11 protein-coding genes are annotated in these 12,565 nt (G+C 65.9%); 3 read left to right on the top strand and 8 right to left on the bottom strand.

The features are described 5' to 3' along the window. Positions 1 to 128, bottom strand: a 128-nt coding sequence (locus I6F12_RS33950) for a sugar phosphate nucleotidyltransferase (RefSeq protein ID WP_225157958.1), incomplete at its 3' end; no start/stop codon positions are given. 7 nt (positions 129 to 135) lie between these two features. Next, positions 136 to 1,125 carry an SDR family NAD(P)-dependent oxidoreductase gene (locus tag I6F12_RS33945; protein WP_225129368.1) on the bottom strand — a complete coding sequence of 330 codons (990 nt, stop codon included), beginning with the start codon at positions 1,123 to 1,125 and terminating at the stop codon, positions 136 to 138. Positions 1,126 to 1,350: 225 nt separating this feature from the next. Here I6F12_RS33945 and I6F12_RS33940 point away from each other — a divergent pair, with 225 nt between their 5' ends. Beyond that, positions 1,351 to 2,310, top strand: a complete 960-nt coding sequence (locus I6F12_RS33940) for a lysylphosphatidylglycerol synthase transmembrane domain-containing protein (RefSeq protein ID WP_225114168.1) — start codon at positions 1,351 to 1,353, stop codon at positions 2,308 to 2,310. Continuing rightward, entirely contained in the window at positions 2,307 to 3,326 is a 1,020-nt protein-coding gene (locus I6F12_RS33935) for a glycosyltransferase family 4 protein (protein ID WP_225114167.1), read from the top strand. Before I6F12_RS33940 ends, I6F12_RS33935 begins: the two co-directional genes overlap by 4 nt. On the opposite strand, the gene I6F12_RS33930 is transcribed toward I6F12_RS33935, so the two are convergent. The 5 genes from I6F12_RS33930 to rfaD all read right to left on the bottom strand — a co-directional run bounded on the left by I6F12_RS33930 (position 3,314) and on the right by rfaD (position 10,056). Next, positions 3,314 to 4,261 carry an NAD-dependent epimerase/dehydratase family protein gene (locus tag I6F12_RS33930; RefSeq protein ID WP_225158248.1) on the bottom strand — a complete coding sequence of 316 codons (948 nt, stop codon included), beginning with the start codon at positions 4,259 to 4,261 and terminating at the stop codon, positions 3,314 to 3,316. The two genes, I6F12_RS33935 and I6F12_RS33930, sit on opposite strands and share 13 nt — an antisense overlap. 35 nt (positions 4,262 to 4,296) lie before the next feature. Continuing rightward, a complete protein-coding gene (locus I6F12_RS33925; RefSeq protein ID WP_225148280.1) occupies positions 4,297 to 6,210 on the bottom strand; it encodes an SDR family NAD(P)-dependent oxidoreductase in 1,914 nt (637 codons plus the stop codon). Between the two features lie 84 nt (positions 6,211 to 6,294). Continuing rightward, a complete protein-coding gene (locus tag I6F12_RS33920; RefSeq protein ID WP_225158247.1) occupies positions 6,295 to 7,581 on the bottom strand; it encodes an O-antigen ligase family protein in 1,287 nt (428 codons plus the stop codon). Beyond that, positions 7,578 to 9,062, bottom strand: coding sequence for a D-glycero-beta-D-manno-heptose-7-phosphate kinase (gene rfaE1, locus I6F12_RS33915; RefSeq protein ID WP_225158246.1), 1,485 nt, complete (start codon positions 9,060 to 9,062; stop codon positions 7,578 to 7,580). The genes I6F12_RS33920 and rfaE1 overlap by 4 nt, the downstream gene beginning before the upstream one ends. 13 nt (positions 9,063 to 9,075) lie before the next feature. Next, positions 9,076 to 10,056 carry an ADP-glyceromanno-heptose 6-epimerase gene (gene rfaD, locus I6F12_RS33910; protein WP_225158245.1) on the bottom strand — a complete coding sequence of 327 codons (981 nt, stop codon included), beginning with the start codon at positions 10,054 to 10,056 and terminating at the stop codon, positions 9,076 to 9,078. Positions 10,057 to 10,214: 158 nt separating this feature from the next. On the opposite strand from rfaD, the gene waaF reads away from it, so the two are divergent. Further along, positions 10,215 to 11,276, top strand: a complete 1,062-nt coding sequence (gene waaF, locus I6F12_RS33905; RefSeq protein ID WP_036029947.1) for a lipopolysaccharide heptosyltransferase II — start codon at positions 10,215 to 10,217, stop codon at positions 11,274 to 11,276. A gap of 185 nt (positions 11,277 to 11,461) precedes the next feature. Here the strand turns inward: waaF and I6F12_RS33900 are convergent, their stop codons facing one another. Further along, positions 11,462 to 12,499 carry a glycosyltransferase family 4 protein gene (locus I6F12_RS33900; RefSeq protein ID WP_225158244.1) on the bottom strand — a complete coding sequence of 346 codons (1,038 nt, stop codon included), beginning with the start codon at positions 12,497 to 12,499 and terminating at the stop codon, positions 11,462 to 11,464. Positions 12,500 to 12,565: the final 66 nt, after the last annotated feature.

Here is a 12,565-nt window from a genome sequence, read left to right as displayed (position 1 = left end):
GTGTCCTGGAACGTCGAGCGCGTGCCGAACAGCGGCAGGAACTGCTTGGGCCGAACCTCGCGCGAAGCGGGCCACAGCCGCGTGCCGGCACCGCCGCACATGATCAGGGGGATTATGCGTTTGTCCATCGTGATCTCAAACCTTGAAATGGTCCCGATACCAGGTGACGAAGTTATGAACCCCATGCTCGATCGGCGTTGACGGTGCAAAGCCGGTGTCGCGCGAGAGATCCTCGACATCCGCGAACGTTTCCAGCACATCTCCCGGCTGCATCGGCAGCAATTCTTTGATCGCCGTCCGGCCCAGCTCCCGCTCCAGAAGACCGACGACGTGCATCAGTTCCTCCGGATGATGATTGCCGACATTGTAGAGCTTTGACGGCGCATTTGCGGCAGCCGGATCGTCCGCAGGCACGAGATCGATCAGCTTGGACACGACGCGCGTCACATCGTCGATATAGGTGAAATCGCGGCGCATTTTGCCATGGTTGAAGAGCCGGATCGGCTTGCCGGCCATGATGGCGCTCGCGAACAGAAACATGGCCATGTCGGGGCGGCCCCATGGCCCGTAGATGGTGAAGAACCGCAGCCCCGTGACCGGCAGGCGATAAAGATGGCTGTAGGACTGCGCCATCACCTCGTTCGCCTTTTTGGTCGCGGCGTAGAAGCTGACCGGATGGTCGGTGCGGTCCGCAACCGCAAATGGCAGTTTTGTGTTGGCGCCGTAAACGGAGGATGACGAGGCGTAGACCAGATGACCGCAGCCATTGTTGCGGCAGCCCTCCAGCACGTTGAGAAAGCCGACGAGATTGGAATCGGCGTAGGTCTGCGGCTGCTCGATCGAGTAGCGCACGCCGGCCTGCGCGGCCAGATGCACGACTTTGGCAAAACGATGCTGCGCGAACAGCGCCGCCATGGTCTCGCGGTCGGCGAGATCGGCCTCGACGAACGAGAAACGCGGTTGGTCCCGGAGCAGAGCAAGGCGCGCTTTCTTCAGCGCCGGATCGTAATAGCTGTTGAGATTGTCGAGCCCGACGACGGCGCGACCTTCGCCCAGGAGCTGCCGGGCGACGTGGAAGCCGATGAAGCCGGCCGCACCCGTGACCAAAATCGCCCGATCCGTCATCCTGTTCCCTGGGTGATCCCTCGCCCGATCCTGTCTAGCCGCCACCTCGACGGGGTCGCAATAGGCTCCCCGCTCCTTCACGCGGTCTCCTCATGGCGTCCTTAACGACGGCTCCTCGACGAGAGCTATTGCAAGATCGGCGCCAAAACCATACCAAAGCGGCCGAATTCGGCGCCTCGCGTCGGGTTGCCTCCAATCTTAGCAAACCCTGTTCATGCGGACGAGATGCGCCGAATCCTGTTGTCGACGGCCAAGATCCTGATTTCCGCGGCGCTGCTCTATCTGGCGCTGCGCAAGGTCGACCTGTCCGAGCTGTTTTCCCGATTCACCCTGACCAGCCTGTTCTGGCTCGGTGTGGCGATCGCGGTCACGTTCCTGCAGATCTTCGTCGGCGTGCTGCGCTGGCGCGAGATCAGCGCCGCCTGCGGCGCGCCGCTCGAGCTCGGCCGCGCCATGCGATACAACGTGATCGGCTCGTTCTTCAACCAGACGCTGCCGTCGGCGATCGGCGGCGATGCCGTGCGCCTGTGGCTCGTCGCCCGCGCCGGCGCCGGCTGGCGCACGGCGACCTACTCGATCTTTGTCGACCGCGCCATTGGCCTGGTCGCGCTCGCGATCTTGATCGTCGCCAGCCTGCCCTGGAGCTACACCCTCATCACCGATCCGCACGGTCGCTCGGCGCTGCTGCTCATCGACCTCCTGGCGCTCGCCGGCGGCCTCGGCTTCCTGATCTTCGGCGCGCTGAAATGGCGCTGGCTGAAGACCTGGTGGGCAACGCATCACATCCACGCCTGCGCCGTCATCGCCAATCGCGTGATCTTCAGCGGCACAAGCGGCCCCGTCGTCGCGATCCTGTCGGTCCTCGTTCACGTGCTCGCCGTCGTCATCGCCTGGTGCGTCGTGCAGTCGATTGGGGCCCCGGTTCGCTTCAGCGACGTCTTTCTGCTCGTGCCGCCGGTGATGCTGATCACGATGATGCCGATCTCGATCGCCGGCTGGGGCGTGCGTGAGGCCACGATGAGCCTTGCGTTCGGCTTCGCGGGACTTTCCGCCAACGAGGGCGTCAACGTCTCGCTGCTGTTCGGCGCCGTGTTCTTCCTGGTCGGGGCAGTCGGCGGCCTGGTCTGGATCCTCAGCGCCGAGAAAGCCGCGCAAGGGTCGGCCCCGATCGGAGTGCCGGAGTGAATTCGGCTGCCGATGCGCTCGCCGGCGCGGCCCTGCTGCTTGCCGTTGCGGCGGCCGCGCTGATCTCGGCGCTCGTGACCTGGACCAGCCGCCCCCTGCTGCAGCGCTACGCGCTGGCGCGGCCGAATGCGCGGTCCTCCCATCGCGTCCCGACCCCGCAGGGCGCCGGCATCGCGGTGATCGCCGCGACGCTGATCGTTGCCTCGCTGTGGGGGGTCTCCGCCAATGTCGCGATCCCGCCGGCGCTGGTCGCTGCGACAATCGTGATCGCGCTGGTCGGCTTCGTCGACGACATCGTATCGCTGCCCGTGCTGGTGCGCCTGGTGCTGCAGGCCGCCTGCGTCGGCGCCGTGGTGTTCACCGCCCCCGACACCGCGCGCATCGTGCCGGCGCTGCCGCTCGCGCTGGAGCGCGGCCTCATCGTCCTTGCCGGCGTCTGGTTCGTGAACCTCGTCAACTTCATGGACGGGCTCGACCTGATGACGGTGGCGGAAGTCGTTCCGGTCACCGCTGCGCTGCTGCTGCTGGGAATGCTCGGGGATCTCCCATGGCCGGCCGTGCTGATCGCCACCGCGCTGTGCGGCGCCATGCTCGGCTTTGCGCCGTTCAACCGTCCTGTCGCAAAAGTCTTCCTGGGCGATGTCGGCAGCCTGCCGATCGGCCTCCTGCTCGGCTGGTGCCTGCTCGAGCTCGCCTGGCACGGACAAGCGGCTGCGGCGCTGCTGCTGCCGGCCTACTACCTCGCCGATGCCACCATCACGCTGTTTCGGCGCATCGCGCGCCGCGAGCCGTTCTGGTCGGCGCACCGTTCGCATTTCTATCAGCGCGCGACCGACAACGGTTTCTCGGTGTCCCGGGTGAGCGGCGAAGTCTTCCTGCTTAACCTCGTGCTCGCAGGGCTGGCGATCCTCGCCGTTCGCGCCGCGACGGTGGTCGTCACGCTGCCCGCGCTGATTGCCGGCGCGATCGCGGTCGCCCTCCTGCTGCGCCGCTTCTCCCGCCCTCAGGCGTCCTGAGCCGACACGGCGAGCCGCAGCCCCTCATCGAGCGAAACCTCCGGCCGCCAGCCGGTCGCGAGCGCCTTCGAGACGTCGAGCTCGAGCGAGCCGATCAGACTGTCATGCATGTCCTGCCGGCCGATCATTCGGAAAAGCGCGCTGAGCAAGCCCGGCGGCAAGCCGAATAGTCGTGGGCTCTTGCCGGACGCCTTCGCCAGACGCGCGATGAATTCGGGCGTCGAGAACTGCTCACTGTCGGCGAGCAGGAATATCTCGAAATGGCCGGCCGCATCTGGATGAGTGAGCCGATGCAGGATGAAGGACGACAGGTTCTGCACGGCAAGGAAGGCGCGGCGATTGCGGATCGCGGCGAACGGCAACGGCACCCCAAGGTTCATCGCGCGCGTCAACAGAGCGAAACTTCCCTTGGCGCTCGCGCCATAGACCATGGGCGGCCTGATCACAGAGATCTTCATGTCGCTCTCGCCCGCGAGCGTCCTCAGGCCTGCCTCGGCCGCCGCCTTGGACGTCCCGTAGAGGCCGCGCGGCGTCGGGACGTCGTTCTCGCTGAACGGGGCCCTGCCCTCGTTGCTGCGGCCATGCACCAGCACGGTGCTGATGAAGATGAAATGGCGCACGCCCGCCCTCGCCGCGCAGCGCGCCAGGTGCACCGTGCCGGCGGTGTTGACGTCCTGGTAGAGCTGGGCTGCATGCTCCTCGCGCCTGTGATGCACGCGCGCGGCAAGGTGAACGACCGCCTCCACCCCCTCGAGCGCGGCCCGCCAATCGGTGTCGGCGCCGATCGATTCGATCACGACCTCGCCGTCGATGCCCTGACGCTTGCGGACCACGGGGCGGACCGACCAGCCCTCGCACGCCAGCGCCTGCCCGAGGTGACGGCCGATGAAGCCGCTCGCTCCCGTCACCAGTACGACCGGTTTGCGTTCGCTCATCGTCGCTCCCCGAGCGCTGGATTGCGCAACAATGGTCAGGCCGCCGTGGATCCAAATTCCGGCACGGCATCCTTCAGGATGGTCCTGATGGTGGCGCGATCGTCGCGCGCGATCGCCTGCTCAAGCGCCGCATTCCATTTGCGCAGCGTCTGCATCGGCGGCTCGTTCGGCTGCGCGGCCATGATGCCGGGCACGCCGATCTCGCGGGTCGGCTCCTCCGAGGCAAACAGGATCTCGTGCAGGCGCTCGCCCGGCCGCATGCCGGTGAACACGATCTCGATGTCGTAGCCCGGCTGCAGCCCGGACAGGCGGATCATGCGCTCGGCGAGATCGACGATCTTCACCGGCTGGCCCATGTTGAGCACGTAGACCGAGACGTCGGGACGCTGCGTCCCAAGCGCATGCGTCGCCGCGGTGATGACGAGATCGCAGGCCTCGCGGATGGTCATGAAGTAACGGACCATGTCGGGATGAGTTACCGTCACCGGCCCGCCGGCCTCGATCTGGGCCTTGAACTTCGGCACCACCGACCCGTTCGAGGCCAGCACGTTGCCAAACCGGACCGAGATCAGCCGCATCGGCGGCTTGCTGCCGTTCGCTCCGGCTGCGAGGTCGCGATCGAGCGCCTGGCAGTACATTTCGGCAAAGCGCTTGGTGAGGCCGAGCATCGACACCGGCTCGATTGCCTTGTCGGTAGAGATCATCACCATCGCCTCGGCGCCGGCGGCAACGGCGGCGTCCGCGACGTTGATGGAACCGAAGATGTTGGTTTTGACGCCCTCACTCCAATCGCGCTCGAGGATCGGCACGTGCTTGAGCGCCGCGGCATGGAAGACGATGTCGGGCTTGAACTCGGCCATCAGGCGCATGACGCGCTCGCGGTCGCGAATGTCGGCAATCCGGCCTTCGATCTGTGCGGTGGCACCACGCGCGGCCAGCGCCTCGGTGACCGCGTAGAGAGCCGGCTCGGAATTTTCCACGATCAAGAGACGTGCCGCGCCGAAGGCGACCACACGCTCGCAGATCTCGGATCCGATCGAGCCGCCGCCGCCGGTGACGATCACGGCCTTGCTCCTGATCAAGGCCTCCAGGCGCGCATAGTCGATCTTCTCGCTCGGACGCAGCAGGAGGTCCTCGACCGCAACCGCCGTGAGCCTTGGCGTATCGCCGCTCTCCAGCGAGGGCATCCGGCTCACGATCACACCCAGTTTGCGCGCCCGCATCAGGATCGATTCCGGATGCGACTCCGGCTCGAAAGCCGATGGTGTCATGATGAGGCGCGCGATGGGCTTGTCGCGCTTGGCGAAATCCGAGATCACATCCTCGACGTCGTCGATGCCGCCCAGCACCGGCACGTTGCGAATGAGCTGGCCCCGATCGGCAGGCGATGGTGACAAGACGCCGATCGGCCAGATGCGCTTGATCGCTCCGCTCTCGATGCCGCGCAGCAGCACTTCGGCATCCGCGGCGCGGCCGATCAGCAGCGTCGGCGCGGCCTCCCCGCCCCTCGCGTGACGCCGCACCCGCGTATAGCGGAAGTAGCGGTACGCCATGCGCAGCGCGCTGAGGAAGAAGATCTCGAGAAACCAGTAGAGGACGATCGTCACCTTGCCGAGAAAGAAGGCGCCGCGAACGTTGGGGGCAACGAGGATGTAGTCGAGCACGAGCAGCGCAACCGTGAGCACGGTCGCCGCGCGAATGATGTTCAGCGCATCAGGCAGCGAGATGAAACGCCATTTCGTCGTGGTCAGATTGCAGAAGAAGAACACGACCACGCTGAAGGCGAGGAAGTAGGGCAGGATCTGGAACAGCAGCGGCAATCGAGCGTAGAAATCGTCGCCACCCTCGAATCGCAGATAGAAGGCGGCAAAAAGCGCCGCCGTGGTCGCCAGCAGGTCGTGGAGCGCGATCAGGAAATTGCGCGAGGTGAGATGCGTAAGTCGCGTCATCCGCCGACCGATGAAAACCCAGTTAGATGCAACCTGACCGCGCTGATAGCCCATCTCGACAAGACTTGCCAGCCGCGCGACCGCTCAGGAACCCGCTTCCGCCGTCTTGGTCCGAACCTGTTGTGCCCGGATCACCATGCCTCCGGCAACGCCGACTCCGATGACGTACATCCAGCCCTCGTGGAAGTCGAACAGATGCGAGTTGACCAGCGAGGTAAAGACGTTCTGCACCACGACTAGGAGTCCGATCCAATTGGCAATCCCGTCGCCGCGAAACAACCGCAGATGCAATATCCAAATCGCGTAGAGAATGGCGACGCCGATCGCGCCCCATTGCACCGCAACGTTCAGCGTCTGGTTGTGAGGGTTGCCGATCACCTCGGCTGACGCCCGCCCCTGACGGGCGGGCGTCGCGACGCGTTCGAACAACCCGCGGGTCGAACCGGTGCCGTGCCCCAGGATCGGCGCCTCCGCGAAGAAGCCGAGCGACTTCCGCCAGAACTCGAGCCGCATGCCCATGGAGGTTGCCTCGCCCCGTTCCACATAGCCGGTGTAATCGGTGGTAAACCTCTCGGCGGTGTGGCGCAATTGCGGCGAGGCCTGCCAGGCGAGAACGGCGCCGACGAGCAGCGCGCCGGAGATGATCGCGATGCTGCGCCATTTGAGGTGAAGCAGTGCAAACACGCCGAACATGATCGGAATGGTGACGAGCGCGGTGCGCGACACCACCACGAAGGTCATATTGATGAAGAAGCTAAGCGCCAGCGCCGTCAGCAAGGCGGCGAACCAGTATCGCTTCTCGCGCAACAGCATCACGATCGGATAGGCGAGCGCCACCGCGCAAAGCGCGAATTCCTGGCTCTGGTCAATGTAGTTCTTGACGAAGATGCCGCGCTCGGGCGGATCGGTCTTGAGCGCGAGGTTCGGGTAGAAGGCGACCAGCCAGGACATCACCGACAGCAAGGCGCAGGACACCAGGAAGGCGATGAATATCCAGTGGCCACGCGGCGAGCGCTCGAAATGATAGAGCAGGACCGGCAGCACAAGCAGCTTGACGGTCGGATTGACCGCATAGAAGCGCGCGCCCCACGGGGCATCCGACCACAGCGTCCCCAGCAGCGCGAGAACGACCAGCGCGACCGGCGCAATGCAGATCGGACGCTTCAAGGACTGCAGGAAGTCGCGTAGATCGAGGAACGGCACCATGCAGATCAGCATCAGCGCGTTGAATATCCCCGCAAGCGATGTCGACCAGGGCAGCGAGGCCGCGGTCAGGATCGCAAACAGATCGACGGTCTCGCGCCAGGCAGCGGGGCTGCGCAGACGGCGATGCAACATCTCGCTGGTCGTTTCGCGGGCGAGCGCCGTCACTTGCTCCCTCCCCTGGCGCGATGCACCAGCGCCGTCGTGCTGAAGCCCTGGAGGATGTCGACCAGCACGACCGCCCCGCCCGCGGCCTCGACCACCTCGTGCCCGACGACCTGTTCGCGTGTGTAGTCGCCGCCCTTCACCAGCACACCGGGCTTGATCCTGGTGATCAGGTCGATCGGCGTGTCCTCCGTGAAGATGACGACGAGATCGACGGCCTCCAGTGCGGCGAGCACCTCGGCACGCGCGCGCTCGTCCTGGACCGGACGATCGGCACCTTTCAGCCGCCGCACCGAGGCGTCGCTGTTGAGCCCCACGATCAGGCGGTCGCAGGCGGCGCGCGCCGCGGTCAGCACCTTGACGTGGCCGGGATGAAGGATGTCGAAACAGCCGTTGGTGAAGCCGACGCGCAGGCCCTGCCTTTTCCATTCGGCGAGCTGCGCGTCGAGTCCGGCCGGGTCGAGCACGATCTTCTCTTCGGCCGCGAGCGTGGCATGCGGCAGGATCTTGCGTCGCAGCTCGGCCGCGCTGACGCTGGCGGTGCCCTGCTTGCCGACCGCGACGGCGGCGGCGGCGTTGGCCATGCGCAGTGCCGTGTCCCAGTCCGCGCCGGCCGCGAGCGACACCGCAACCGCAGCGGCGACGGTGTCACCGGCGCCCGAGACGTCGCGCACCTTCACCGGGACGGCCGGCACGTGGACGGCGCCGCCATTCCGCGGCACCAAGGTCATGCCGTGCTCGCCCTGGGTGACCAGGATCGCCTCGCAATCGGCGAGCCGCATCACGTCCTCGCTGGCCTCGACGATGCTCTGCACCGTGTCGGCGCGGCTGCGGGTCGCTTCCGAGAATTCCTTGCGGTTGGGCGTGAGCAGCGTCGCGCCGCGATAGATCGCCCAGTTCAGGCTCTTGGGATCGACGATGACGGGCTTGCCGAGTTTGCGCGCGGCATCGATGGTGTGGCGGATCACGCGCGCCGTCAGCACGCCCTTGGCATAATCGGACAGCAGCACGATATCGGCGCGCGCGATCTGCGGCAGGATCGCGTCGATCAACTTCGTTTCGATCTCGTCGGACGCAGCCAGCGCCTGCTCCCAATCAGCGCGCAGCATGTGCGTGGAAAAATGTTCGGAGACGAAGCGGACCTTTCGCGTGGTCGGCCGCGAGGCGTCGCGCACCAGCACGCTCTCGATGCCGGCTTGATCATTGAGCGCGGCCTCGAGCCGCGCACCGGCGTCGTCCTCGCCGACGAGGCCGACGAAGATGCAGCGCGCGCCCAGCGAAGCGACGTTGCGCGCGACGTTGCCGGCGCCGCCGACGTGGATCTCGCTGCGCTGGGCGGCGATGACGGGCGCCGGCGCTTCCGGCGAGATCCGCGACACCTCGCCGTAGACGAACTCGTCCAGCATGATGTCGCCGATGCACAGCACCGTACGGCCTGAGATGGCTTGCGCGAGGGCATCGAAATCGAGAATGGGCGTCGGCATGGTCGAAAGGGCCTCAGCGAAAGCGGTCGGGCCGGTCGAGATAATCCCCGACATAGGCCTTCACCGCGTCCTCGAGCGTCGTGAAGCCGCCGTTATAGCCGGCGCGGAGCAGACGATCGACCTCGCTCTGGGTGAAATACTGGTAGCTGTCCCGGATCTGCTCGGGCATGTCGATGTATTCGATGTTGGCCCTGGTGCCGAGCGCGGCATAGGCAGCCAGCATGAGGTCCTTGAAGCTGCGCGCCTTGCCGGTGCCGACGTTGAACAGGCCGGACGCCGACGGCGTCGCGAGCAGCCAAAGGACCACGCGCACGACATCGTCGACATAGATGAAATCGCGACGCTGATCGCCGTCCTCGATGCCCTCGCGATGCGACTTGAACAGCTGCACGACGCGGCCTGCCCTGACGTCGTCGAAGCGCCGCGCCAGCACGCTCATCATCGAGCCTTTGTGATATTCGTTCGGCCCGAACACGTTGAAGAATTTCAGGCCGGCCCATTGCGGCGGGAGCCGATCGCCGCGCGCCACACGTTCGGCGACAGCGAGATCGAACAGGTGCTTGCTCCAGCCGTAGAGATTCATAGGCCGCAACTTCTTCAGCGCCGGCAGCGAGGAATCGTCGTCGAAGCCTTCCGTGCCGTCGCCATAGGTCGCCGCCGAGGACGCGTAGATGAACGGCACGGCATTCATCGTGCACCAGTCCAGCAGGCGCATCGACAGGCGGAAATTGGTCTCGACGACGAGATCACCGTCGGTCGCCGTGGTCGCGGAAATCGCCCCGAGATGGATCATGGCCTCCAGCTTGCGGCCCTTCAGCCAGTCCATCAGCTCGGTCGGGGGAACGATATCCACAAGCTGCCGCTTGGCGAGATTGCGCCATTTGCCTTCGGTTCCGAGGAGATCGCAGATCACGACGTCGCTGCGACCGGCCTCGTTCAGCGCGGCCACGACATTCGATCCGATAAAACCGGCCCCGCCGGTCACCAGCAACATTCCACCTACCTGCCCGATTTTAGGTGCCCGATCCTGCCCTAGCGCATGATCCGCCAAAGTGTAAGCTGTTTTGGGATTGCTCTTCTGCCGCCTTTACCTGCCGGCCCGGAGCGGCTAACCGAGCCGCCATATCGGCACGTGTTCGGCCCTCATAACGAATGAATATTGATTCGCAACTTGGTAGTGATGCAGATCGGAGCGACACACGCCCGATCCTGATCGTCCCCTACATGTGGATCGGCGATTTCGTGCGGAATCACACCGTCGTGCGGGTCCTGAAGGAGCGCTGGCCGAACCGGCCGGTCGATCTCCTCACCACCTCCCTGTGCGCCCCGCTGGTGGACTACATGCCCGGGGTGCGCGCCGGCATCGTCTGGGATATGCCGCGCAGCCGGCTGGCCGTCGCACGCCAGTTCGGCTTGGCAGGGCTGCTGCGGAAACAGAATTACGGCACTGCCCTGGTGCTGCCCCGGACCTGGAAAGCGGCCATCGCGCCGGCACTCGCCGGTATTCCTGAACGGATCGGCTTCGTCGGCGAGTTCCGGTTCGGCCTGCTCAACCGCTGGCGCTGGGGTGAGAAGAAGCTGCCCCGCTTCATCGACAAGAACGCCGCCCTCGCCCAGCCCGACGGCGCGCCCCTGCCCGCGGAATGGCCGGTACCGCAACTGCGCGTCCCGGCCGAGGAGATCGCCCGGTGGCGCGAGGCCAATGGCCTCGGTGCCGGCGCCGCGGTGGCACTCGCCCCGGGCTCGGTCGGCGTCTCCAAGCGCTGGACCTCTTATCCCGAAGCCGCCCGCCTGCTGGTCGAGCGCGGCCTCGAGGTCTGGGTGGTCGGCGGTCCCGCCGAAAAGGAGCTCGCCCAGGAGATCGTCGCCGCCGGCGGCCCGGGCGTCCGCGATCTCACCGGCTCGGACTTGCGCAACGGCATCCTCGCCATGGCCGCCGCCGGCGTTGCCATCTCCAACGATTCCGGCCTGATGCACATCGCAGCCGCCCTGGGCACGCCGACCATGGGCATCTTCGGTCCCACCAGCCCCTATCTCTGGGCCCCGCTGAACGGCCTCGCCGCGACACTGGTGCAGGACAAGGAAAAGCTGTCCTGCCAGCCCTGCCAGAGCACGGTCTGCAAGGTGAACGACCACCGCTGCATGCGGAATATTGCGGCAAGCGAGGTGGTGGGGATTGCGGAGAGGGTGCTGGGGGAAGCGGGAAGCGGGTGACGAACTGAGGCGATCGTGGCTCGGGCCGATGATGACATCCTGCCACTGTTTTGCCCGACGAGTCAAAATTCGTTCGAAAAATCCGCAATCTCTCGAACTCTCCGCCAACTCCTTGATTTTGCTGACCCCGGCTACTGTGCATGGGGTTGTTTTCGCGGCTTTGTTTGCGACAGGCGAAAACGGCCTCAGAGCAGCGGCCGATAGACCGCGCCGATCCGCGCCGCCTCGGCATCGAGGCTGAACTTCTCGAGCACCCGCGCCCGCCCGCGCTCGCCCATCGCGGTCGCCGCAGCGACATCACGCATCAGCGGCTCGAGCGCCGCAGCGAGCGCGTCGGCATCCCCCGTCGGGATCAGCACGCCGGTGACACCATCCTCGACGACGAGCTCCGCCGCGCCGGCGCGCGCGGCCACGAGCGCGCTGCCCGCCGCCATCGCCTCGATCAGCGTCAGCCCAAAGCCTTCGTTGCGCGAGGTGAAGGCGTAGATGGTCAGGCGCTGATACCAGCGCTGCACTGCTTCGATCGGCAGCTCGCCGGTGATGACGACGCGCGATTGCAGGTTTGCTGCTTCGATGCGCTTCTTCAGGTCGTTGGCAAAGGGCGTCTGCTCGGCCGTGACCTGCCCGACGATGACAGCAGTGAAATCCGGATAACGCGGCAGCAGACGGCACATCGCATCGACGAACAGATCGGTGCCCTTCTGCGCACGGACGCGACCGAAGCAGCCGATGGCGTAACGGCCGGGCAGCGCGGCTTCCGCGAAAGCCGCAGCGCGATCGGCGGGCGGCGCGTAGACGTCGGTGTCGACGCCGTGCGGGATCACCGTCGCCTTCACCTTCAGGAACGAGGCCGAGAGATCTGACGTTGCGATGATCGCGTCCATGCGCCGGATCAGCCAGCGCGTGATCCAGCTGTGATGCCGCTGCGCCGCTGAGGTGAACACGAGCTTGAGCGGCCAGCCGAGCGCGCGCAAGCCGACGCCCGCGATCATCTCGTTGTTGCGGCGCGCATGCCAGATCACAGGCCGCTTGCGGCGCCAGAGCTTGAGGAGATCTCCCATGCTCAGCCGCGCGATCCCCGCCGGCGCGTCGGAGCCGAACCAGGCCGCGCGATACAGTTTCGCCAGCCGCGGCGCCACCATCCGGTTGGTCGCGGTGACCCCGGAATAGCGCCTGTGCAGATTTGGCACGATCAATTCGAGATCGCCGGGGGAATTCGCCACGTCACACTCCGTTTCGCAAAGTCCCTATACGCAACATTAAGCATAGTGACCAGTTCAGCGCCGCCG

The organism is Bradyrhizobium sp. IC4059 (assembly GCF_020193615.1).
Lineage (GTDB): Bacteria > Pseudomonadota > Alphaproteobacteria > Rhizobiales > Xanthobacteraceae > Bradyrhizobium > Bradyrhizobium yuanmingense.
Note: the sequence above shows the minus strand (reverse complement) of the source record. Positions and strands in the feature narration are given on the sequence as shown.

What these genes read in the sequence shown, in the direction of transcription:
- rfaD (WP_225158245.1), bottom strand. Translation starts at nt 10,056, where the DNA reads ATGTTGCTGGTGACCGGCGGGGCCGGTTTTATCGGATCGAATGTCGTG.
- I6F12_RS33925 (WP_225148280.1), bottom strand. Translation starts at nt 6,210, where the DNA reads ATGACGCGACTTACGCATCTCACCTCGCGCAATTTCCTGATCGCGCTC.
- I6F12_RS33940 (WP_225114168.1), top strand. Translation starts at nt 1,351, where the DNA reads ATGCGCCGAATCCTGTTGTCGACGGCCAAGATCCTGATTTCCGCGGCG.
- I6F12_RS33930 (WP_225158248.1), bottom strand. Translation starts at nt 4,261, where the DNA reads ATGAGCGAACGCAAACCGGTCGTACTGGTGACGGGAGCGAGCGGCTTC.
- waaF (WP_036029947.1), top strand. Translation starts at nt 10,215, where the DNA reads ATGAATATTGATTCGCAACTTGGTAGTGATGCAGATCGGAGCGACACA.
- rfaE1 (WP_225158246.1), bottom strand. Translation starts at nt 9,062, where the DNA reads ATGCCGACGCCCATTCTCGATTTCGATGCCCTCGCGCAAGCCATCTCA.
- I6F12_RS33945 (WP_225129368.1), bottom strand. Translation starts at nt 1,125, where the DNA reads ATGACGGATCGGGCGATTTTGGTCACGGGTGCGGCCGGCTTCATCGGC.